The organism is Capnocytophaga bilenii (genome assembly GCF_017565765.1).
In the GTDB taxonomy this organism is placed as follows: Bacteria; Bacteroidota; Bacteroidia; order Flavobacteriales; family Flavobacteriaceae; genus Capnocytophaga; species Capnocytophaga bilenii.
Window position 1 is genome coordinate 36,606 of the sequence record NZ_JAGDYP010000004.1, and the last position, 23,551, is coordinate 60,156.

Annotated in this window: 12 protein-coding genes, 2 tRNA genes, 2 rRNA genes and 1 other annotated feature; of the genes, 10 read left to right on the forward strand and 6 right to left on the reverse strand. The window is 42.3% G+C overall.

The features are described 5' to 3' along the window. The first annotated feature begins 35 nt into the window (after nucleotides 1–35). Nucleotides 36–670 (forward strand) — a sequence feature (16S ribosomal RNA rRNA prediction is too short). Nucleotides 671–757: 87 nt separating this feature from the next. The 4 genes from J4N46_RS06105 to rrf all read left to right on the forward strand — a co-directional run bounded on the left by J4N46_RS06105 (nucleotide 758) and on the right by rrf (nucleotide 4,276). After that, nucleotides 758–831 (forward strand) — tRNA-Ile (locus tag J4N46_RS06105). Nucleotides 832–936: 105 nt separating this feature from the next. Next, nucleotides 937–1,010: transfer RNA gene (locus tag J4N46_RS06110), tRNA-Ala, on the forward strand. 207 nt (nucleotides 1,011–1,217) lie between these two features. Further along, a 23S ribosomal RNA gene (locus J4N46_RS06115) occupies nucleotides 1,218–4,061 on the forward strand. A 105-nt stretch (nucleotides 4,062–4,166) separates the two neighbouring features. Continuing rightward, nucleotides 4,167–4,276, forward strand: a 5S ribosomal RNA gene (rrf, locus tag J4N46_RS06120). A 413-nt stretch (nucleotides 4,277–4,689) separates the two neighbouring features. Here the strand turns inward: rrf and J4N46_RS06125 are convergent. After that, entirely contained in the window at nucleotides 4,690–6,966 is a 2,277-nt protein-coding gene (locus J4N46_RS06125; RefSeq protein WP_208058568.1) for a TonB-dependent receptor, read from the reverse strand. A 338-nt stretch (nucleotides 6,967–7,304) separates the two neighbouring features. Here J4N46_RS06125 and dtd point away from each other — a divergent pair, with 338 nt between their 5' ends. After that, nucleotides 7,305–7,757, forward strand: a complete 453-nt coding sequence (gene dtd / locus J4N46_RS06130; protein ID WP_208058569.1) for a D-aminoacyl-tRNA deacylase — start codon at nucleotides 7,305–7,307, stop codon at nucleotides 7,755–7,757. Nucleotides 7,758–7,794: 37 nt separating this feature from the next. Here the strand turns inward: dtd and J4N46_RS06135 are convergent, their stop codons facing one another. The 5 genes from J4N46_RS06135 to J4N46_RS06155 form a co-directional block, all read right to left on the reverse strand. Then, nucleotides 7,795–8,235 (reverse strand): septal ring lytic transglycosylase RlpA family protein, encoded by a 441-nt coding sequence (locus J4N46_RS06135; protein WP_208058570.1) that lies wholly within the window; start codon nucleotides 8,233–8,235, stop codon nucleotides 7,795–7,797. A gap of 26 nt (nucleotides 8,236–8,261) precedes the next feature. After that, nucleotides 8,262–9,668: a PorP/SprF family type IX secretion system membrane protein gene (locus J4N46_RS06140; protein ID WP_208058571.1), complete on the reverse strand. Its 1,407-nt coding sequence runs from the start codon at nucleotides 9,666–9,668 to the stop codon at nucleotides 8,262–8,264. A gap of 9 nt (nucleotides 9,669–9,677) precedes the next feature. Then, on the reverse strand, nucleotides 9,678–12,893 hold the full coding sequence (locus J4N46_RS06145) for a T9SS type B sorting domain-containing protein (protein ID WP_236013856.1): 3,216 nt from the start codon (nucleotides 12,891–12,893) through the stop codon (nucleotides 9,678–9,680). 324 nt (nucleotides 12,894–13,217) lie between these two features. Continuing rightward, on the reverse strand, nucleotides 13,218–14,342 hold the full coding sequence (locus tag J4N46_RS06150) for a beta-ketoacyl synthase N-terminal-like domain-containing protein (RefSeq protein ID WP_208058573.1): 1,125 nt from the start codon (nucleotides 14,340–14,342) through the stop codon (nucleotides 13,218–13,220). Nucleotides 14,343–14,388: 46 nt separating this feature from the next. Then, nucleotides 14,389–14,598, reverse strand: a complete 210-nt coding sequence (locus J4N46_RS06155) for a hypothetical protein (protein ID WP_208058574.1) — start codon at nucleotides 14,596–14,598, stop codon at nucleotides 14,389–14,391. A gap of 135 nt (nucleotides 14,599–14,733) precedes the next feature. On the opposite strand from J4N46_RS06155, the gene J4N46_RS06160 reads away from it, so the two are divergent. The 5 genes from J4N46_RS06160 (at nucleotide 14,734) to rpoC (ending at nucleotide 23,551) form a co-directional block, all read left to right on the forward strand. Then, a complete protein-coding gene (locus J4N46_RS06160; RefSeq protein WP_009414953.1) occupies nucleotides 14,734–15,066 on the forward strand; it encodes a PadR family transcriptional regulator in 333 nt (110 codons plus the stop codon). A 6-nt stretch (nucleotides 15,067–15,072) separates the two neighbouring features. Further along, nucleotides 15,073–16,563, forward strand: coding sequence for a PspC domain-containing protein (locus J4N46_RS06165; RefSeq protein WP_208058575.1), 1,491 nt, complete (start codon nucleotides 15,073–15,075; stop codon nucleotides 16,561–16,563). A 757-nt stretch (nucleotides 16,564–17,320) separates the two neighbouring features. Then, entirely contained in the window at nucleotides 17,321–17,950 is a 630-nt protein-coding gene (locus J4N46_RS06170; RefSeq protein WP_208058576.1) for an NAD(P)H-dependent oxidoreductase, read from the forward strand. Between the two features lie 8 nt (nucleotides 17,951–17,958). Beyond that, nucleotides 17,959–18,318 (forward strand): DUF1016 N-terminal domain-containing protein, encoded by a 360-nt coding sequence (locus J4N46_RS06175; protein ID WP_236013858.1) that lies wholly within the window; start codon nucleotides 17,959–17,961, stop codon nucleotides 18,316–18,318. Between the two features lie 946 nt (nucleotides 18,319–19,264). Continuing rightward, nucleotides 19,265–23,551, forward strand: coding sequence for a DNA-directed RNA polymerase subunit beta' (rpoC, locus tag J4N46_RS06180; RefSeq protein WP_208058577.1), 4,287 nt, complete (start codon nucleotides 19,265–19,267; stop codon nucleotides 23,549–23,551).

A 23,551-nucleotide genomic window follows, 5' to 3' on the forward strand; every position in this document is an offset into this window, starting at 1 on the left:
TTGAGTGGCTAAGCGAAAGTGATAAGTATCCCACCTGGGGAGTACGCACGCAAGTGTGAAACTCAAAGGAATTGACGGGGGCCCGCACAAGCGGTGGAGCATGTGGTTTAATTCGATGATACGCGAGGAACCTTACCAAGGTTTAAATGGTGACTGACGTACTTAGAGATAGGTATTTCTTCGGACAGTTATCAAGGTGCTGCATGGTTGTCGTCAGCTCGTGCCGTGAGGTGTCAGGTTAAGTCCTATAACGAGCGCAACCCCTGCCATTAGTTGCTAGCGAGTAAAGTCGAGCACTCTAGTGGGACTGCCGGTGCAAACCGTGAGGAAGGTGGGGATGACGTCAAATCATCACGGCCCTTACATCTTGGGCTACACACGTGCTACAATGGTCGTTACAGAGAGCAGCCACTGCGTGAGCAGGCGCGAATCTATAAAGACGATCACAGTTCGGATCGGAGTCTGCAACTCGACTCCGTGAAGCTGGAATCGCTAGTAATCGGATATCAGCCATGATCCGGTGAATACGTTCCCGGGCCTTGTACACACCGCCCGTCAAGCCATGGAAGCTGGGGGTACCTGAAGACGGTTACCGCGAGGAGCTGTTTAGGGTAAAACTAGTGACTGGGGCTAAGTCGTAACAAGGTAGCCGTACCGGAAGGTGCGGCTGGAACACCTCCTTTCTAGAGAATAACCGAAATTGATGGAGAGTTAACTTATTCTTTAAATCTTGCTGGACAACAAAAAAAAGAAAAGCAGTCTCATAGCTCAGCTGGTTAGAGCGCTACACTGATAATGTAGAGGTCGGCAGTTCGAGTCTGCCTGGGACTACAAAAAAGGAAATTCTAGAAGCTGGGATTAATTATGAATTTTGGATTGAGGATTCTAAATTAATTCATAATTCATAATTCACCATTGAGGATTTAGAATTAAAAGGGGGAATTAGCTCAGCTGGCTAGAGCACCTGCCTTGCACGCAGGGGGTCAAGGGTTCGAATCCCTTATTCTCCACAACAATTCCCCTACAAGTACTTCTCCAAAAGAGAAGGTTAGGGTGAGGAAACAGTACATTGACATATTGGGATAAAGAGCATAAGAGATCAATAATAGATTATTGATAATCTAACGAAAAATATTAAAAAGAATCAAAGAGAACGAGGTACTTTTTTAATTTAGGATTCAGAATTTAGAATTTAGAATTAAAAGAGACTACAAGCGCGAAAAGTTATGTAAGGGCGTATGGGGGATGCCTAGGCTCTCAGAGGCGAAGAAGGACGTGATAAGCTGCGAAAAGTTGCGGGGATTGGCACATACGAGTTGATCCGCAAATATCCGAATGGGGCAACCCAGTACATTGAAGATGTACTACACCGATAGGTGGGCAAACCTGCTGAACTGAAACATCTTAGTAGGCAGAGGAGAAGAAAACAAAAGTGATTCCCAGAGTAGTGGCGAGCGAAATGGGAGCAGCCCAAACCCATATTGTTACGGCAATATGGGGGTTGTAGGACCCAGATATAGGTTGTAAAGCTGGATTAGAAGTGTTTGGAAAGGCACACCGTAGAGAGTGAAAGTCTCGTATAGGTACAGCTTTATAAATCTTATGGGTATCCTGAGTAGGTCGGGGCACGTGGAACCTTGACTGAATTAGCCGGGACCATCCGGTAAGGCTAAATACTCCTGAGAGACCGATAGTGAACTAGTACCGTGAGGGAAAGGTGAAAAGAACCGTGAATAACGGAGTGAAAAAGACCCTGAAACCATACGCTTACAAGCGGTCGGAGCGGCTTTTAGCCGTAACGGCGTGCCTTTTGCATAATGAGCCTACGAGTTACTGTTACCAGCGAGGATAAGTATTTCAGATACGCATTCGCAGCGAAAGCGAGTCTTAATAGGGCGGCAATAGTTGGTAGTAGTAGACGCGAAACCTGGTGATCTACCCTTGGGCAGGTTGAAGCGCTGGTAACACAGCGTGGAGGACCGAACTGGTTGTCGTTGAAAAGACTTCGGATGACCTGAGGGTAGGGGTGAAAGGCCAATCAAACTGGGAAATAGCTCGTACTCCCCGAAATGCATTTAGGTGCAGCGTTGATAAAAAGTTTAATAGAGGTAGAGCTACTGATTGGATGCGGGGGTTTCATCGCCTACCAATTCCTGACAAACTCCGAATGCTATTAAATGTTCATCAGCAGTGAGGGTATGGGTGCTAAGGTCCATATCCGAGAGGGAAAGAACCCGGACCATCAGCTAAGGTCCCCAAATATATGCTAAGTTGACCAAACGCGGTCTGACTGCACTGACAGCTAGGATGTTGGCTTGGAAGCAGCCATACATTTAAAGAGTGCGTAACAGCTCACTAGTCGAGCGGTTGGGCATGGATAATAAACGGGCATAAGCATATTACCGAAGCTATGGGGTTATACGATGTATATACCGGTAGGGGAGCATTCTATTGGCGTAGAAGCTAAAGGCGTGAGCCGTGGTGGAGCCTAATAGAAAAGAAAATGTAGGCATAAGTAACGATAAGGCAGGTGAGAAACCTGCCCGCCGAAAGATCAAGGTTTCCTCAGCTATGCTAATCAGCTGAGGGTTAGTCGGGGACTAACGCGAACCCGAGAAGGGGTAGTGGATGTACAACGGGTTAATATTCCCGTACCATTGGTTAGAATAAAGTGACGGAATGAGGTATCTACCGCGCAGAGACGGAATACTGCGTTTAAGGTGTTGTTATGGCACTAAAAGTACACTGAGGTTTCGGCTGAAGTGAGAGTAGAGATAACGTTTCCAAGAAAAGCGATAACTAATGCCCGTACCGTAAACCGACACAGGTGATTGGGAAGAGAATTCTAAGGCGCTCGAGAGATTCATGGCTAAGGAACTAGGCAAAATAGACCTGTAACTTCGGGAGAAAGGTCGCCTATCTTATGATAGGCCGCAGTGAAAAGGTCCAAGCGACTGTTTATCAAAAACACAGGACTCTGCAAAATCGAAAGATGAGGTATAGGGTCTGACACCTGCCCGGTGCTGGAAGGTTAAGAGGAGAGCTTAGTGGTAACACGAAGGTTTGAATTGAAGCCCCAGTAAACGGCGGCCGTAACTATAACGGTCCTAAGGTAGCGAAATTCCTTGTCGGGTAAGTTCCGACCTGCACGAATGGTGTAACGATTTGGACACTGTCTCGGCCATGAGCTCGGTGAAATTGTAGTATCGGTGAAGATGCCGATTACCCGCAGTGGGACGAAAAGACCCTGTGCACCTTTACTATATCTTCGTATTGGTCTTGGATAAGTGATGCGTAGGATAGGTGGGAGACTTAGAAGCGGCTATTCTGGTAGTTGTGGAGTCGTTGTTGAAATACCACCCTTTGCTTATCTGAGGTCTAACTTTGCATAGCGCAAAGGACAATTCGTGGAGGGTAGTTTGACTGGGGTGGTCGCCTCCAAAAGTGTAACGGAGGCTTCTAAAGGTTCCCTCAGCACGCTTGGTAACCGTGCGTAGAGTGCAATGGCATAAGGGGGCTTGACTGAGAGACTTACAAGTCGATCAGGTACGAAAGTAGAGCATAGTGATCCGGTGGTTCCGTATGGAAGGGCCATCGCTCAAAGGATAAAAGGTACGCCGGGGATAACAGGCTGATCTCCCCCAAGAGCTCACATCGACGGGGGGGTTTGGCACCTCGATGTCGGCTCGTCACATCCTGGGGCTGGAGAAGGTCCCAAGGGTTGGGCTGTTCGCCCATTAAAGTGGCACGCGAGCTGGGTTCAGAACGTCGTGAGACAGTTCGGTCTCTATCTACTGTGGGCGTTAGAAATTTGCGTGGTACTGACTCTAGTACGAGAGGACCGAGTTGGACGCACCACTGGTGTATCTGTTGTCTTGCCAAGGGCATCGCAGAGTAGCTAAGTGCGGATGGGATAAGTGCTGAAAGCATATAAGTACGAAACCCGCCACAAGATTAGATTTCTTTTAAGGGTCGTGGGAGATGACCACGTTGATAGGTTACAGGTGTAACGGTGGTAACATCATAGCCGAGTAATACTAATAACCCGTAGACTTTTTGCGCAGCCTTCTTTTTAAGAGGAGTAGTTAGTTAAAGATATGCTTTTTATCCTTGTATGTTAAAATATTATGGGCTATTGATTAATATAAAATATAGTCTAAAAGATTTAAGGTGGTTATAGTCAAAGGTCTCACCTCTTACCATTCCGAACAGAGCAGTTAAACCTTTTAGCGCAGATGGTACTACGGTTACGTGGGAGAGTATGTCGCCGCCTTCTTATAAAAGAGCAATTCAGTAATGAGTTGCTCTTTTTTTATTTGTGAATGGTGAGTGCTGAATTTTAAATTGAGGTCAGCCGTGCTTTACTGCAAAAACCTTTTAAATTACTTCTTTAGGAGCATTTGTAGCAAAGTATTAAACAGCGTGTTTTTAGGCTGTAAAATTGCGGTTATTTTATCGTCAAATAGAGGGCTTTATAACACGTTAAAAATTAAGAGAGATATAATTCAATTTTTCACTCACATAAGCTTACCAACATCAAACTCTGTTTCACTCTCTATAGATTTATAATCGAGCTTGTGTAGCAAATATTTTTAGTCATTATGCTCTAGATTCTTTATTTAGTGCAATAAAAAAATGAGGCTATCTTTTCAAAAGACAGCCTCATTTTTTTTGTTTATTACTATAAGGTTAGAACTGGTAGCCCACCCCACCTAATACGCTGATAGTAGCAGCTGGCATAATACCACCCCAAGCATTATGGCGTGTAGTGAAGTATTTGCGGTTGAGCAAGTTCAGAGCATTAAGGTTGAAGTTCCACTGCTTGTAGCTGTAATTAGTTGTAGCGTTAAGCAAGAAAAACTTCGGAATCAAACCTACATTGCCGTTAGCAGAACTCAAAGTATTTGCAAGGTCTGAATATTGCGAACTCACAAAGTTGCCATATACATTGGTAGTAAGAGTACCTTCGCCTACTCCACATTGGTATTTAGCTCCTGCCGTAGCGGTGTAGCGAGGTGCGTAAGGAATGCGGTTTCCTTTGTACATACCATACTCTATGGTAGCCCTTTGTATTGCACCATTACCATAGAGTTTTAATCCCGATACAGGATAAATAGCAGCACTTACTTCTATCCCTTTGTGTAGTGCTTTTCCTCCGTTGTTTAGCAAACCACTTTCGCGGAATAATTTATGGTTGAAATCTAATATATAAGCAGCCAATTCTACTTCTAACCATTGTGCAGGCTGCGAGCGTAGCCCTATTTCGTAATTGTTAGAAGTTTCAGCATCAAGGTCGCCATTAGTTTCAAAAGCCGAACGTATTTGCGGCATTTTATAACCTTTAGAGTAAGTAGCATAAGCACGATACTGCTCAGAGAATTTGTAGAACAAACCTAATGAGTAGATAAAAGCATCTTCATTGCGATTATCCCAATTATTTTTGAAATAATCTTCTTTGTCGTAATTTACAAAAGTATATCGCACACCAGGGTTGATATTCAGCTTGTCAGTCAAGCGAAACTCATCAAACACATATCCCTCTACTACTGCCACAGTGTTGGCAGAGTTAGCCGTAGTTTTACCCCCTTTTTTGCCCATTTCAGTACCCTCTACCGATACCTCGTGAGTAATATCCGTATGCAGACGAATACCTGCCAAAAACTTATTTTTCTTGCCAAAAAGGTCGTTTGTACGTTCGTAGTCAGAGAATAAGCCCACCGTAGGAATATCGCGCAAAGCAGCTATAAATTTGCGTTTAGCAGCATTAGTATTGCGGTTGTCCAACCACCAATCCCTTTTTAGATAACTTCCATATATAGAAGTCGTCAGGCTATTTGTTTCGTCAAAACTACGCTTGTACGAAATAGCCGTACTAAAACGCCTTGCCTCAAAAAAGTCATTTGGATTTACCGACTGTTCAGGGTCTTGTTCCCATTGTGCTTGGCTGAGTCCACCCGGAGTCTCAGAGTATTCAGTAAAGCCATTCAAGAAGAAACGCCATTCGTTTTTCTCACCCACCTTAGCCGTTACGTTAGCCGTAAGGTCATTCACATTGTAGCGGCTACGCGATTTTCTAAAGCCATCACCTTGTCGGCGGTGGAAGCCAGCGTAATAATTCATAGCCCCTTCATTACTATTTCCTACCGTTTCTATCCCAACATTCAGCGCGTTGTGATTACCATATTGTAAGTTAACACCTGTATAAGGACGAGCGGCCCCTTTTTTAGTGATGATATTTACCACTCCACCTATACTACCACTTCCGTATAGTGCAGGCGAAGCCCCTTTTATTACCTCTACACTTTCAATAGCACCTACAGGCATCATATAATAGCCCCCCATATCCGAATAACTCTGTCCGATAGGTATTTTACCATCAATTACCACCAAAGTATTGCCATTGCGGCTAGGGTCTATACCGCGCAATCCTATACCAGGGCGCAACCCACGACCATCTTCATCTATATAGTTCACACCAGGCATAAAGCGTACCGCATCACCCACCGCAGGAATAGCCAATTCTTTTATTTGCGAAGCCGAAATAACATTTACAGTTCCCGCAAAATCTTTTATCTCCCGTTTGATACCAGTAGAAGTGATTGTTACTTCGCCCAACTCTTGTGCAGAAATCTTCATCTGTACACTGATAGACGAACGCCCGTTTAGAGCAATCTCTTGAGTTTGGTAACCCAAAAAGCGAAATACAAGTACCGCATTAGCTTCAGCTTTCAGTACAAAACGCCCCTCTTCATCAGTGATAACCCCACGGTGAGTACCTTTTACAGCCACACTTACCCCCAGCATAGGACTACCATCGGTATCAAGCACCTGCCCTTTTACCTCTATTTCTTCCTGCTGAAAGCGCGTTACGCTTTTGTTTTCAGTTGCCGAAGTCTTAGCTTCCGCCACCTGAGAGGTCATCATTGCTAATAGCAGACCGCCCAAAAATAGTGATTTGTTTTTCATAAAACAATATTTATAAATTACTTTTAGGGCGCAAAAATAAAAATTTTCTAAATAAAAACAATTATTTATATAGATTTTTTTTAAATAAGAAGACGTTATCATCTTAATATATCTCTTTTCTACCCCCAACAATAACCCAACGATAAAAGCCCGTGCACCTTCCACTGAAAGAAAAGTCCGCGAGCTGGCGCAGCGGAGTATGTGTTAAGGGGGGATGTTAATAATCAGTTAGTTACATAAATATTCTATTTATTACTAAGCTTGTTTTAAGCTAAAATAAAACTTTTCAGACAACCTCATCAAAAAAATAACTATATTTGCCTAAAAATAGGCATATTATGAGAACAGTCATTCAGAAAGTAACACAAGCTTCGGTAGTTATTGAAAATCAAATCGTAGCCTCTATTAATAAAGGATTATTAGTACTAGTAGGTATAGAAGACACCGACACCAATGACGATATAGCGTGGCTATCGGCTAAGATAGTAAATTTACGCGTTTTTGAAGATGATAAAGGAGTGATGAATCTCTCAGTAAAAGACGTTGATGGTCAGGTGCTTATTGTCTCGCAATTCACCCTCCACGCCGCTACTAAAAAAGGCAATCGCCCCAGCTATATTAGGGCAGCCCGTCCAGAAGTAGCTATCCCTATCTACGAAGCCTTTATAAAGCATACCGAGACACTCTTGGGCAAGCCCATTCCTACAGGGCAATTCGGAGCAATGATGCAAGTAAACCTATCTAATGACGGTCCCGTAACTATCCTGATAGACACTAAAAATAAAGAATAAAAAAATCCCTCTGAACGCATCGTCAGAGGGATTTTCCCTATTTTAGAATTTCTATATCTACCTGTAAGACCCCTTGGTTTTTATGTTCGCTAATTTCCATAAAAGCCTTTTTGCTCAAGTCTATTTCACGATCTTTGGTAAAAGGTCCTCGGTCATTAATCGTTACAATTATCGATTTTCCATTAGTACGATTCGTAACCTTTACTTCAGTACCAAAAGGCAGTGAGCGGTGTGCCGCTGTGAGCTTATAGTTGCTAAAAATAGCCCCGCTAGCAGTTTTGCGCCCGTTAAATTTGTCGTGATAATACGAAGCTGCCACATTGGTTTTATAAGTCCCAGCTTCTGCTGCAGCCTTGTGGGTAGCTGCTTTATAGCTTTTTGCCTTTGTGGGGTAGTGGTGAGGGCTGGCTGTTGTGCACGACTGCAACAACAGCACCCCCGCTACCGATAATATATTACGTATTATCTTCCTTTTCATTATTTCTACTTTTAAGTTTAAGTTTTTTATTTACCTACCTTTAGCACCCATACTTTAGAGTTTTTAAAGTTAGGGCGTTGTAGCAAGTTAATCATAGCTTCACCTGCTTCACCTCGTGTGGCATATGGTTTTTCTATATACACATAAGTCATATCATTTTCAGGGTGTTTAAATGTCAAAGCATTGATACCCAAATTTTTGATATTTCTAAGCATTTCAAAAGCTCCTCTTGGGTTTTTATACACACCCACTACCACATAGTGTCCTTCAGGAATACCCCAACCAGCAATTTTATCCACTACCAATGTCATACGCTCGTTTAGCTGTTGCGTAAGTGTTTTAGGTTTCTTAGGCGTTGCAGGTGGTGCAGGAGGTTCTGTAGTTGCCGTCTTAGTTTCTGCCACAGGTGTTACAGGTTTAGGCGCAGGAGCAGGAGGCGGAGTAGGTTTCGGAGGCTCTGCTTTAGGCGGTTTTATATGGTGTTTTCCACCAAATTGGTACGAGAGCATCACATCATAGCTCCCTCCCAGTTCAGCCACATAGTTAGCCACTGTTTGCTCGTAGCCAAAACCAATGCTAAAGTGATTAGCAATATTAAAACCTAAGCCACCAAAAATCCCATATTTTCGGTCATAGCCCACGTAACCCCAGCCCATTTTAGCATCCAGCATCGCGTGAGCCCCATATTGGAAGTTATCGTTGCTCTTTTTGCCTTTCCCCATAAGGGTAAGTACAGCATCTTCCAAAAAGTCACTATTGCTATCCAAAGCGTTGCGATACATAACGTGAGCCGTAAGCGATTTTTCATTGAAAGGTACTGCCATTTCACCGGTAGAAAAAGCGTAATCCAACAAGTTTTCAGCAGTAATACCAAAGTGAATTTCACCAAAGTTCATATCAAAACCTGGCTGAATATTGATGATATTAGCCCCCTTGCTATTCTCTATCAAAGGGTCGCTCACATTGCTGCGCACTTTGCTTTTATCAATACTTGTACGCGAAAAAGCTGCGTTGATACCCAAGCGCAAAAAGCTTTCATCGCCTATTTCCATTTGGTGTACAAAGTTACCCAAAATACCCGTATTGGCAAATATAGAAGCCGTACGTTGGAACAATAAGCCGTGAGCCATATCGTTTCCGTCATCGTGTACGTTCCTTTTACCAGCATCGCCCCCCCATTTGCGACCATAGGATAGCCCAAAGGTACTAAATTTATCATCTTTTACCCCCATCCATTGGCTGCGATAAAAGAGTGCCACTTGCGACTCGTTCTTGCCAAATATAGGAAAAGCAGGGTTCATCAGGTAAGTGTTATACTTCACAGCCGTATGCCCAGGCAGCTCATAAGGCAAATAATTTGCCGCATCTTGCCCCCACAACCACTGTGTGCAATATGCCAACACTACGATTGATATTTTACGAGTAATATTCATTTATATTTTTTATTTTAGTAGTGTAATCACACCTTTCTGTTTTTCACTGCCCCCTTCTATTACATAGATGAATTGCAATGAACGTTTGCCTAACTCCTTATAAGTATTTTCATCAGGCCAATTGTTTTGATAGTTGGCAGATGAGAACACCTCTTTGCCCTCTTGCGTATAGATAGTTACCGTTACATCAGGTTTGCAATACGCATCAGGAATTGTCCAAGTGTCGTTTACCCCATCACCATTGGGGGTTACTATATTAGGGATAATGGTAACTTCAAAAACATTCAGTTCAAAAGGCAGTTCATTTTTCCCTGCCGAAGGGCACGATTGTTCTTTTAGCGTATAGTTCCCTGCCATATTTTTAGAGTCTATGTTTAGCCTATTGCCATATATAGTAGTACCATTAGGCTTTGTCCATACAAAGTTGTTACCCCCTTCAGCGATGAGGTATTGCCCCACATTCACATCTATGTGGCGTTCGCGGTCAGAACTGTGTTGTGTAATTTCCTTACCGCGGTTGCCGGTAGCACTATATTGTACAATTTTCAGGTTGCCAGTGCGGTAATTTTCTATCTTGATGTGCGCACGCTTAGGGCAGCCTCCGTTATTAATTTCTAAGTAATATTCTCCCGTTGCCGATACAATAGCTGTAGGCAATTCGCTATTGATAGGCGTATCACTGCGGTAGTTAGCACTCGTTACTTTATACCATTTGTAAGAGAAACTATCCGCTGCCGATGAGGTAGGGTTAAAGCTTGTAGCCGCAACGGTAAGCGTAAGCGAACCACCAGTGCATAAGTAAGCCCTACCTTTAGTGCCTTCCGAAGTGCTGATTTCAAAATCAGGAATAGGCGTAAAAGCTATAATTTTAGAATCTGATACCTTGATGATACTTGTGTTGTAAGTTACGCGCACAGCATAGCGAGCCGAATCAGAATTACCACTGCGGTTTACCACCAATTGTGAGCGTGTTTCGCCAGCGATATTGTTGCCGTCTTTTGTCCATTGGAAGTTGAAGTACTGAAAGTCAGCTCTTTTTATCACTATCTCATTACCTGCACTACTTTTAGTAACAATTTGTTGTACTTCTAAAGTTGTCTGTGTGCGTGTTTCACAATTAGTCGTTGCCAAGGTGCCTACACGTATAGATTTAATGTCGGCTATTGTTTCAAAGTACACAGGAGTAAGCGTAATTTCGGTACCACAACCTCCCGTATCAGTAAGTTTCACTTGGTATATATCCACCCCCACAGGCGCACTGCTAATGGTAAGCCTTGCCGAAGTTTCACCAGGAATTACTACCCCGTTCTTTTTCCACTCAATAGTAGGAGTTACCATATTGTGTGATACTTGTAGCACGTTGGTCTTTCCGTTGTAATAAATTTCGTGGTCGTTAGTATCTACCCAATGTGCGGTTACCGTATTTTTTTTCACTACAATAGCTGCCGAAGTAGCAGGACAGCCCCCTGCATTAGCTGCCATATTTGCGTAGAATACCCCCGAAGAGTTCGCTACGTATTCCGTTTTTCCCTTGCCTTGTGCCACCTGCACATTGTCTTTAAACCAAGTGTAGATAGTATTGCTGTTAGCTCCCGTAGTAATGGTAAGGGTAGCTGTATCGCTACAATATTCCAATGATGAAGCTCCGCCGTTTATTTTTAGTGCATTAGCATCTTTCAGCTTTATATTTAACTCGTTAGAAGTCGGGATACTTGTATAGTTAGGCGCGGTAGTTTTTACGCGGTATTTGCCATTTTCAGCAGCACTGCTCAGGGTAATTTCAGTAGTATTAGTACCCACATTCGCGTAAGAGCCCGTTGTATTGCCTTCCCATTGGAAAGTAAAGAAAGAATAGTCCGAAGGGTCTACGCTAAGCTCTTGGCTACCCACCTGTGCCGTAATTTTATCAATGGTAAGCGTCATACGGTCGTAAGTACAATCCTGATAAGCCGATTTGTGTTTTACACTCACCTTGAAGTTAGTAGGCTGTGTAAGGTCAATTTCATTGGTAGTAATCGTAACAGGGCAACTACCTGTTTGGGTTACTTCCACCTTATATTTGCCCGCTGTTGTAGCCGAATAGGTGGCTGCTGTAACTCCCGCAATTTCGGTGCCGTCTTTAAACCATTTATAAGTAGGTGCTTGTGCCGTAGTACTCACCGTAAAGAGCCTTGTTTTACCAGGCATTAGTACGCCACCCCCGCTGCTTAGCAAGGTAGCCTGCACATTGTCTTTGCGGGTAATCTCAATTTCGTTAGAGCGCACATCGCAGCTTCCACCGCTACCCATTTGCACGTAGTATTTGCCCGCTTTATTGTTAGGAGCGGTAAAAGAATAGTTGTTATCCCCTTGTGTTTCACCCACTTTGGTGCCGTTATAGAACCAAGTGTATTTGCTACTGCTATTGGCAGGGGTAGCCGTAAGGGTAAAAGATTCGGTAGTACACACCGCTGCCGATGAAGTAGTGAGCGTAACTACTTGGTTGCCCGATACGTCTACTGTGGCGTTGTTAGAGCGTGCATTCACAGCCCCCGAACATTCACCATAGTCTATGATAGCGTAATACTTACCAGCAGTAGTAACGGTATAGGTAGTGCCAGCATCCGAAGCCAAAAGGGTGTCGTTACCTGGGGCACCTGGGTCTTTCATTTTATACCATTTGTAGCGGTAGTTAGTAGGTGTTTTACCACCAGGTAAGGCAGAAACTTTTATAGCTTGTGTATGCCCAGGGCAAAGTGTAACAGCCGCAGGCGATATGGTAAAAATACTAGTAACATCTTGAAAATGTACTTCAAATTCTTCACCTGTTTCTTTTTGTCCGTTGGGTAGGGGTATTTCCCATTGGGCAACCTTCTCTTGGGCAGGACTCGTACTTCTCACCCGCAATTTAAATTTCTTCCCTTGGGTAGTAGTAGGAAACTGAATATTGGTAACCACTTCACTACGTCCATTTTTGTTTTTAACACGTTGAAGCTCAACAGCATTCGTAAAATCACCATTAGCATCCGATAGCTCAATAATGTATTGGTTATCACCATTAGGGAATGGAGGCTGCCAAGCTATCGTTACTTTAAACGAGTTGAAAGTAGCACGAGGACAAGCGTATTTAGAAAAACCTAATTTCACTGATTTCAGCGTCCCTTGCGTTTGCCCATAAGCTACGCCCAGTACGCTAAAACAGCAAAATAGTACCAAAAAATAAGTTACGTAATTTTTTACTCTCATCTTTTCCTTTGTGTAATTTAAAAACATTGTTAAATGATATAAGGTATATTTGTCTACTATAATCGCACAAAAGTACAAAAAAAATATCATATAAAAAAATACACCTCTTTTTGTGCAAACCTATAATAGGCACTTTGCACTACACAAAAATAATGCCATACTGTTTTCTACTCTATTCTAATCAATTGTATATAAGTTGTTTAAAAAAATTATACTCAATACCTAAAACACACAAAGACACGCTACCTGCCTAAAAAACAGATAGAAAACTTATGTTTTTTTTAAATATAATTTATGAAATCTTTAAGAATAAAAAGGCTGTTTCTATTTTTTAACTTTTTGTCCCGCTTGGCAAATGATACTGATAGCGTTTCCCCCAAAGCCAACAGCGTTCAGCATAATGTATTCCAGTTTTTCGGGCACTTGTGCTGGTGCAGCAAGGTAAGGCACCCCCTTGAAGCTATCGGTTTGCAGCATCTCAATAGCCATTGCCAAACTCAAAGCACCACTTGCTCCATAGGTATGTCCGTGCTGCCATTTGTTGTTGGTAAGCAGCGGCATTTCAGCCCCAAAAACTGCCCCAATAGCATTGGTTTCGGCAATATCACCTTTAATGGTGCCAGTAGCGTGAGTGATAATCACATCAATACGGGGAAAACCAGCACTTTCCAAAGCCCGCCGCATTGCCTCCTGCAAGCAATACCCTTCAGCCGAAAGCGATACACTATGGGTAAGAGTTTCCGTAGCAAAGCCTATCCCCACGATATATGCCAAAGCCTCCTCACGCGCTTCAGCCTCTAAACCAAAACAAGCAGCTCCTTCGCCCAATACCATTGTATTTTGTTTTTTGTTCATATCCAAAGGGCGACAAGGGTAGGGTAGGGGCAAAGAGCTATATATTTTCAGAGCCTTCACCTGTGCAATCGTAAAAGGCGTAAGGGGTGCTTCACTACCGCCTACTAAAAATTTCCGTTCCATACCACTTTGCAACCACGCTGCCGCATTAGCCACCCCGTGTAAGGCTGTAGAACAAGTAATAGAATGCGACATACTAAAGCCTCCACAGTTTAAATCTTGAGCCACCCAGCTACTCACATTGCCCAAAGTAGTAGTAGGCGAAGCTAAGGTTTGGCAGTAGCCATTAGTAAGAAAATCAGAATGATGCAGTTCAAAAAGAGAAGTAGCCCCCCGTGACGAACCAATATTTACCCCAAAGCGTTCGCCCTGCTGCCATCCCGCTTTAGCCACAGCCATCCGTGCAGTGTGTAAGGCGTAGAGTACCGAAGGGTCTAAAGACTCATAAACCTTTTTAGAGAAGCGCAAAGCCTCGATAGTTTCTTTATCGCTAGCAGCGAGCGCCCCCACAGCAGTAGGAGTATCGCAAAGCGTATTGTTAAGACTTATACAAGGTGCCGCCAAGCGGTGATAACCCATTATAGAGATTTTCATAATCAGTTTAAAATTTTGCAGCAAAGATACGAAATAATGATGAATGCTAAATGCCCCCCAATTCACAATTCAAAATCTGCCAAACCTTCAGCGAAGGTTCAGCGAAGGATAAGCGAAGGATAAGCGAAGGATAAGCGAAGGATAAGCGAAGGATAAGCGAAGGAAAGTCGGCGAGCTGGCGCAGCGAGTATATGACAAAGATAAGGGGAATATAAGGGAAAGATAAGCGTTTTTTTACCCCCAATTCAAAATTCATAATTCACAATTTATAATTGATAATCAACTGCTTAAAAAAAACTTTACTATAACAACTAAAATTTTAACAGTACTATGTATTGCATAATACTATTTTTTACCTATATTTGCAGCAAATTTATAAATCCCTTTTACTATGGAAGAAATCAATACCGAAAAAATTAAGACCCAAATGCGAAAAGGCATCTTAGAAATGTGTATTCTTTCAGTCATTGATAAAAGCAAAGAAGCCTACGTATCCGACCTTATCGAAACGATGAAAAACGCAGATATGATAGTAGTGGAAGGCACACTCTATCCGCTACTCACCCGACTGAAAAACAGCGGCTTACTCAATTACCAATGGAAAGAATCACCCACGGGACCTCCCCGTAAATACTACGTACTTACCGACAGCGGCAAACTTTTCTTAAGCGAAACCCTAAAAGCGTGGAGCGAATTACAAACAATGATTAACAAAATAATTTAAAACACTATGGACAAAATCAAAAATATCAGCTTAGGAGGCTTTTCTTTTCTTATCGAAGAAAATGCCTATACCGCACTCAGTCAATACCTTGCTCAGGTGCGCCAACATTTGTTACACAACCCCGATCGCGATGAAATCATCTTTGATGTAGAACAACGTATGGCTGAGCTTCTCAAAGACCGCACCGCCAATCGTGAAGTGGTTATGCACCACGATGTGCTATACCTGATAGAAGTATTAGGCAAACCCGAACAATATGTGGAAGAAGAAGAACAGCAACAACCCGATAGCTCTGCTAATGCTACTTCGCAAACCTTTTCGGCTACCAAACCACTCTATCGCGACATAGACGACCGAAAAATAGGAGGCGTATTATCAGGCATTGCACATTATTTCAGCATCAACCCAACTAAATTGCGCATCGCCTTTGCGATACTTTTCGCACTTTTCTTTACCTCTGGAGGGCGATGGTTCTTACCTTTCCACTCAGTTAGTTTTGTTATGTTAGTCTTATATCTCATCTTTTGGATCGTTGTACCCGCAGCAGTTACTACCGCACAAAAGTTAGAGATGCAGGGCACAGCCGTTACCCTCGATTCCCTCGCTACTTATAAGGCAAACACTCCTCCGGCAACCCCTTCCAACAGCACCACTCCCAAACGCAATTCGCTGTTGCTTACAATCATTTTTGCCGTGTTGGCTCTGCCTTTGCTTTTCACCCTTGTAGCAGTAATTATGGGTATATTTGGGCTCACCTCTGCCAGCGGACTCTCGCTCTTGGTGCTTAACGATTACCTCCCTTTCCTGATAAGCAACTATACCCAGCGCATTATGCTCTATGGCAGCGTGTTTTTGCTGTTATTAGTACCTATTTCGTTGCTTATCCTTGTAATCGTTAGGCTCAGTTATAAGCGCTTTCGCAGCACACGTTTGTGGGGTATCCTCACGCTAGCAGCCTTCATCGGCGGACTTATAGGCTTGGGTATCAGCGGGACAACTATCGCCAAAAGTTTTTTAGTTCAGAATCACATCCAGCGCAAAATCAGTATCCCCACCACTGCCGATACGCTCTATCTCAGCATCAAAACCAAGCACGGCAATAGTTTAGCCCTAACGGTTGATACCGATACACTCTTAGTGCAACACGAGTCGTACCTACGCAGTATTTTGCCCACTAACGAAGCCGAACCCTACTTGCTATGCAATCAAACCGCTATGGGCAAAACACATAGCCAAGCCGCTCAAAACGCTAAGAATATTCGTATTCCGTTAGATATTAAGGATAACCATATTGCTATACCAGATTATTACGAGATTATTAGGGGCAACACCTACCGTGGTCAGAGCGTACACTACCAGTTATACCTTCCCGTAGGCAAGTATATAAAAAGTGCTAAAAAAGGCGAACAACCCTATACCAAATCCCCGCATCTCCTCCTCGAAGACGGTCTTTACCAAATGACTAAAGACTCACTACGATTAGTCAATAAGAAGTAAGACGCTCAAAAAAGCACATTACGCACAGAGGGTGTTAACATCCCCCCTTAACACATACTCCACTGCGCCAGCTCGCGGACTTCCTTCAAAAGGGGGGGAGATGCCGAAGTAGTACTTTTAAAGACTTTTTGGATAGCTTCAGTGGTAGGTGTGAGTAGGTACGAGCTACAAGCTCGCACTAGCGTGGAAGAAAAAAAAACTATACAATTTGTATTGTTTTTTTCGTGAAAAAGTTGTATATTTGCAGAGGTTTTTTTAAGTAAGTGTACATAGCTTAAAAATAACTGGGTCAGGGATTGTTTATTCTAGTTTTTTTGCTTATGAAAATAATACTTTTTGCTATAGTAAGTTTTTTGACAGCTTTTTTAGGGGTGTTTGTAAAAATAAACAACAAAGAGTTTAATACTCTTGCGAATATATCCCTATTAGTAAGCGTTGCAACTTTTTACTATGCTATCTATTTATTCCTTAAATATGTAAATAGTAAAAAGAGGGCTTGAGATAAGGTATTGGTAAACCTCATACCCCGTTAGCGCAAGCAGCAAGCTTGTGTCTTTCGCACACAGAGGCTGTCCGAAAAGTTTTGTTTTGTGAGGGCGATTGGCTGCAAGCTCGCACTAGCGGTGGATTTCTTGCTTCTGATTACCCACCCCGCACGCGAAATAACTACTATCATTGAAGACGACTACAAGCGTGCAGTAGCTCAGCAAAGCTATATTACGCGCATCAGGAAGTTGCGATACTTAAGATTCTTATTATGAAACCTTTAAAAAACATTTATCTGCTATTATTTTTCGTAGGATTTCCTTTTATACTGCTTTCGCAGCCTAAAAGAACTCATAAAATATTTTCGCAAGAAAGTAAGATTTTGGTCATCTCGGGACATCCTGATTTAGAAAAATCTAATGCTAATAAAATTATTCTGGAAAAATTGGAACAACACTACGGCAACCAAATTAGCATCCGACTATTAGATAAACTTTATCCTGATTATCAAATTGATATAAATGCGGAACAAGAGGCTATAAAAAACGCTGACTTCATCATCTTACAGTTTCCTTTCTATTGGTATAGCACGCCTGCTATCCTCAAAAAATGGATAGACGATGTGCTATATGATTATTTCCCTGGCAATAAGCTTTCGGGCGAATTTAAAGATAAGGTGCTCATTGCTTCTGTAACTATAGGTGGTTCTGAAAAAAGATATTCTTCGCCATACAAAACGGTGGAAACTTATCTTATTCCTTTACAAGAAACTTTTGAAATCATTGGCGCACAATGGGTTTCTCCTGTGTATTCATTTGGTACTGTTCCCTCCAACAAAAAACTATCGGAAACTGCTGAAAAGCATTTTGTAAAACTTACTAATTTAATAATGAGGCAATAACAGGTATAATGAACAATAGTCCAACTTTTTATACCTTTGCTGCTACGCAGATAAAAGAGGCTATACTGAGCAGTCAGTACACTGCTGCCAAACAAGTAAACGCTGTACAACTCTCGTTGTATTATGGTGTGGGGCGGTATGTGTCCCAAAATACTCGTGAAGGGGTATGGGGAACTGGAGCTATAAAAGCTATTTCTGACCAGCTTCATAAAGAATTACCAGGACTTCGTGGTTTCAGTGAACGTAATATCAAAAATATGCGAGCTTTTTATGAGGCTTGGCAGGAGCTGGATACTAATTCGGCAGCTACGGCTTCCGAATTACAAATAGCTGATAACAAAAGTCTTATCAATTCTCCAAGCATTTAAAAAGTGCTAAAAAAGGCGAACAGCCCAATACCAAATCCCCACATCTCCTCCTCGAAGACGGTCTTTACCAAATGACTAAAGACTCACTACGATTAGTCAATAAAAAATAAGACGCTCAAAAAAAGCACATTACACACAGAGGGTGTTAACATCCCCCCTTCAAAAGGGGGGAGATGCCGAAGTAGTACTTTTAAAGACTTTTTGGATAGCTTCAGTGGTAGGTGTGAGTAGGTACGAGCTGCAAGCTCGCACCAGCGGTTTTTTTTCTATAAGTATCTGATTTTAGTAAAAGTTTTTAAAGCTTTATATATCTGAAAAACAGTATGTTAAGTTGTTTTGAAAAAAAGTTTGAAAAAAAATATACAATTTGTATTGTTTTTTCGCAAAAAAGTTGTATATTTGCAGAGGTTTTTTTAAGTAAGTGTACATAGCTTAGAAATAACTGGGTCAGGGATTGTTTATTCTAATTTTTTGCTTATGAAAATAATACTTTTTGCTATAGTAAGTTTTTTGACAGCTTTTTTAGGGGTGTTTGTAAAAATAAACAACAAAGAGTTTAATACTCTTGCGAATATATCCCTATTAGTAAGCGTTGCAACTTTTTACTATGCTATCTATTTATTCCTTAAATATGTAAATAGTAAAAAGAGGGCTTGAGATAAGGTATTGGTAAACCTCATACCCCGTTAGCGCAAGCAGCAAGCTTGTGTCTTTCGCACACACTTTGGCAAACTTTCAAAGTTTGCCAAAGTTTTTTTTACTCCTAATTCAGAATTCAGAATTCAAAATTCACAATTCAAAAATCTCCTCTTTACAAAAAAAAATCATTAAAAAATTTGCAGATTAAAAAAATAGTCGTACTTTTGCACGATATTTTCTAATTAGGCGTTGTCAGCAACCAAAGGCTGGTAGCGTCATATAACTTATTTATTCTCCATTCATTAATATGGCAAAAGAAAAAAATACAGCTGTTCCTAAATTTGATAAGATTTCAATCGGTTTGGCTTCGCCTGAGTCTATTTTAGCAGTCTCTCGCGGTGAGGTTACTAAACCCGAAACTATCAACTATCGCACTCACAAGCCCGAACGTGACGGGTTGTTCTGTGAGCGTATTTTTGGTCCGGTAAAAGACTATGAATGTGCTTGCGGTAAGTATAAGCGCATACGATACAAAGGCATCGTTTGCGACCGCTGTGGCGTGGAAGTTACCGAGAAAAAAGTAAGACGTGAAAGAGTAGGGCACATCAATCTTGTTGTTCCTATTGCTCACATCTGGTATTTCCGCTCTTTGCCTAATAAAATAGGTTATCTATTGGGGTTACCCTCTAAAAAATTGGATATGATTATATACTACGAACGCTACGTAGTTATCCAACCTGGGATTGCTAAAAACCCTGATGGCGAACCTTTACAGTACTTAGACTTCCTTTCTGAAGACGAATATATAAAAATTATAGAAAATCTTCCTGTAGAAAACCAATACTTGGAAGATTCTGACCCTAATAAGTTTGTAGCTAAAATGGGGGCTGAGTGCCTTTTGGAACTCCTTGAGCGCCTTGACCTTGACGAACTTTCATACGAATTGCGCCATAAAGCCAATAACGAAAGTTCTAAACAACGCAAAACTGAAGCTCTCAAACGCTTACAAGTAGTGGAAGCTTTCCGCGAATCAAAGAAAAGTCGCGAAAATAAACCTGAATGGATGATTATGAAGGTGATACCTGTTATCCCACCCGAATTGCGTCCGTTGGTACCACTCGATGGGGGTCGTTTTGCTACTTCTGACCTAAACGACCTTTACCGCCGTGTTATTATCCGCAATAACCGCCTCAAACGATTGTTGGAAATCAAAGCTCCTGATGTAATCTTGCGCAACGAAAAACGTATGCTACAAGAAGCGGTAGACTCGCTATTTGACAATACTCGCAAATCATCGGCTGTAAAAACAGAATCTAACCGTCCGCTAAAATCTCTTTCTGATTCATTGAAAGGAAAACAAGGACGTTTCCGTCAGAACCTATTAGGTAAACGTGTAGATTACTCTGCGCGTTCGGTAATTGTCGTTGGTCCTGAACTAAAAATGTACGAATGCGGTTTGCCTAAAAATATGGCTGCCGAACTTTATAAGCCATTCATTATCCGTAAGCTCATCGAGCGCGGTATCGTGAAAACTGTAAAATCAGCAAAACGCATTATTGATAAAAAAGAGCCTGTAGTGTGGGACATCTTAGAAAACGTGATTAAAGGGCACCCAGTGCTTCTAAACCGTGCCCCCACTTTGCACAGGCTTGGTATACAAGCCTTCCAGCCTAAACTGATAGAAGGTAAGGCGATACAGCTACACCCATTGGTATGTACGGCTTTCAACGCCGACTTTGATGGTGACCAAATGGCGGTACACTTGCCATTAGGTCCTGAAGCGATATTAGAAGCGCAACTATTGATGTTGGCATCGCACAATATCCTTAACCCTGCTAATGGTTCGCCTATTACGGTGCCTTCACAAGATATGGTACTCGGTTTGTACTATATTACCAAAGGACGCCGTTCTACCCCCGAACACCCTATCAAAGGAGAAGGACTTACTTTCTATTCTCCTGAAGAGGTGAATATTGCTTACAACGAGCAAAAGTTAGACCTTAATGCCTTTATAAAGGTACGCGTACGCGACCTTGATGAAAATGGCAATGTATATTATCCTATCGTAGAAACTACTACAGGGCGTGTACTATTCAACGAGTTAGTACCTTTAGAAGTAGGCTATGTAAATGAATTGCTTACCAAAAAATCATTGCGCGATATTATCGGGCGTATTTTGAAAGCTACAAGTATCCCTGTAACTGGTGATTTCTTGGATAAGATTAAAAATATGGGTTACCGCTTCGCTTTTGAAGGGGGCTTGTCGTTCAGCTTGGGCGATATCATCATTCCTCAAGAAAAAGCCGATATGATTGCCGAAGCTAACGGATTGGTAGATGGTATTATGATGAACTATAATATGGGTCTCATTACCAACAACGAGCGTTATAATCAGGTGATTGACGTATGGACATCTACTAATGCACAGCTTACAGAATTGGCTATGAAACGCATCAGTACCGACCAGCAAGGGTTCAACTCTGTATATATGATGCTGGACTCTGGAGCGCGTGGTTCTAAAGAGCAGATACGTCAGCTTACAGGTATGCGTGGTTTGATGGCTAAACCTAAAAAATCAAGTGTAGGTGGGGGCGAAATCATTGAAAACCCTATTCTTTCTAACTTTAAAGAAGGGCTATCAATCCTTGAGTACTTTATCTCTACACACGGGGCTCGTAAAGGTCTTGCCGATACGGCGCTAAAAACTGCCGATGCAGGTTACCTTACCCGCCGCTTGGTAGACGTTTCACAAGATGTAATCATCAATACCGAAGATTGCGGTACCTTGCGAGGTGTAGAAGTGCGTGCCCTTAAAAAGAACGAAGAGGTAGTAGAAACCCTTGGCGAACGTATCTTGGGACGTGTGGCATTGCAAGATGTATACAACCCACTTACCGAAGAACTATTAGTAGCTGCAGGTGAAGAAATTACCGAAAAAGTAGTAGATAAAATAGAAGCTGCACCTATAGATATGGTAGAAGTGCGCTCGGCACTTACCTGCGAGGCTAAACACGGTATTTGTGCTAAATGTTACGGGCGAAACCTTTCTACAGGGCGTATGGTACAAAAAGGTGAGGCTGTAGGGGTAGTAGCAGCTCAGTCTATCGGTGAGCCTGGTACTCAGCTTACTTTGCGTACGTTCCACGCCGGAGGGGTTGCGGGTAACGTTTCTGAAGAAAATAAAACTGAAGCTCGCTTTGACGGTATCCTTGAAATGGAAGACCTACGCGTAGTGCGCGGTAAAGATAACGAACAAAACCCTGTAGATGTGGTAATTCGTTCATCGGAACTCCGTGTGCTTGACCCTACTACCAAAATGGTACTCCAAACACACGATATTCCTTACGGGGCTCACATATTCGTAAAAGATAAAGAACAAGTTAAAAAAGGTACATTGTTATTCCAATGGGATCCTTATAACGCGGTAATTATCTCTGAATTCTCAGGTAAAATAGCCTACGAAGATATTGAACAAGGGGTTACTTACCAAGTGGAAATAGACGAGCAAACAGGATTCCAAGAAAAAGTAATAGTAGAATCACGTAACAAAAAGCTGATACCTACCTTGCTAATCGTTGATAAAAACGGCGATACACTCCGCTCTTACAACTTGCCTGTGGGCGCCCATATAATGGTGGATAACAACAGCAAGATTGAAGAAGGTAAGGTATTGGTGAAAATACCACGTAGCTCTGCCAAAGCAGGGGATATTACAGGGGGTCTGCCTCGTGTAACCGAGTTGTTTGAAGCTCGTAACCCTTCTAACCCAGCTATCGTTTCTGAAATTGACGGGGTAGTATCATTTGGTAAAATAAAACGCGGTAATAAAGAAGTTATCGTAACTTCCCGTTTGGGCGAAGAGCGCAAATACTTGGTGAAACTCTCTAGCCAAATCTTGGTGCAAGAAAACGACTTTGTGCGTGCTGGGAAACCTCTATCAGACGGTTCTATTACCCCTGATGATATCTTGCGTATCAAGGGGCCTTCGGCTGTACAACAGTACTTGGTGAACGAGGTGCAAGAAGTATACCGCTTGCAAGGGGTGAAGATAAACGACAAGCACTTTGAGGTTATTGTACGACAAATGATGCGTAAAGTTGAAATACAAGACCCAGGTGATACTCTTTACCTTGAAGGTCAGCTAGTACATAAAGACGACTTTATGGAAGAAAACGACCGCTTGTTTAGCAAAAAAGTAGTAGAAGATGCGGGCGACTCTGAAAATCTAAAACCAGGACAGATAGTGAGCTTGCGCGAATTGCGTGATGAAAACTCATTGCTAAAACGCTCTGACAAAAACCTTGTGGTAGCTCGTGATATTATCCCTGCTACGGCTATGCCTGTACTACAAGGTATTACACGCGCTTCGTTGCAAACCAAATCGTTCATCTCGGCAGCATCGTTCCAAGAAACTACTAAGGTGCTAAATGAAGCAGCGGTAAGCGGTAAAACAGATAGCCTTGACGGACTAAAAGAAAACGTAATTGTAGGTCATCGTATTCCTGCTGGTACCGGATTGAAAGAGTACGAACGAATCATTGTAGGCTCTAAAGCCGATTTGGAACCTGTTGTAGAAAAGAAAAAATCACGATAA

Coding starts and splice junctions, on each gene's coding strand:
- J4N46_RS06125 (WP_208058568.1), bottom strand. CDS start 6,966: ATGAAAAACAAATCACTATTTTTGGGCGGTCTGCTATTAGCAATGATG.
- dtd (WP_208058569.1), top strand. CDS start 7,305: ATGAGAACAGTCATTCAGAAAGTAACACAAGCTTCGGTAGTTATTGAA.
- J4N46_RS06135 (WP_208058570.1), bottom strand. CDS start 8,235: ATGAAAAGGAAGATAATACGTAATATATTATCGGTAGCGGGGGTGCTG.
- J4N46_RS06140 (WP_208058571.1), bottom strand. CDS start 9,668: ATGAATATTACTCGTAAAATATCAATCGTAGTGTTGGCATATTGCACA.
- J4N46_RS06145 (WP_236013856.1), bottom strand. CDS start 12,893: ATGAGAGTAAAAAATTACGTAACTTATTTTTTGGTACTATTTTGCTGT.
- J4N46_RS06150 (WP_208058573.1), bottom strand. CDS start 14,342: ATGAAAATCTCTATAATGGGTTATCACCGCTTGGCGGCACCTTGTATA.
- J4N46_RS06155 (WP_208058574.1), bottom strand. CDS start 14,598: ATGAATTTTGAATTGGGGGTAAAAAAACGCTTATCTTTCCCTTATATT.
- J4N46_RS06160 (WP_009414953.1), top strand. CDS start 14,734: ATGGAAGAAATCAATACCGAAAAAATTAAGACCCAAATGCGAAAAGGC.
- J4N46_RS06165 (WP_208058575.1), top strand. CDS start 15,073: ATGGACAAAATCAAAAATATCAGCTTAGGAGGCTTTTCTTTTCTTATC.
- J4N46_RS06170 (WP_208058576.1), top strand. CDS start 17,321: ATGAAACCTTTAAAAAACATTTATCTGCTATTATTTTTCGTAGGATTT.
- J4N46_RS06175 (WP_236013858.1), top strand. CDS start 17,959: ATGAACAATAGTCCAACTTTTTATACCTTTGCTGCTACGCAGATAAAA.
- rpoC (WP_208058577.1), top strand. CDS start 19,265: ATGGCAAAAGAAAAAAATACAGCTGTTCCTAAATTTGATAAGATTTCA.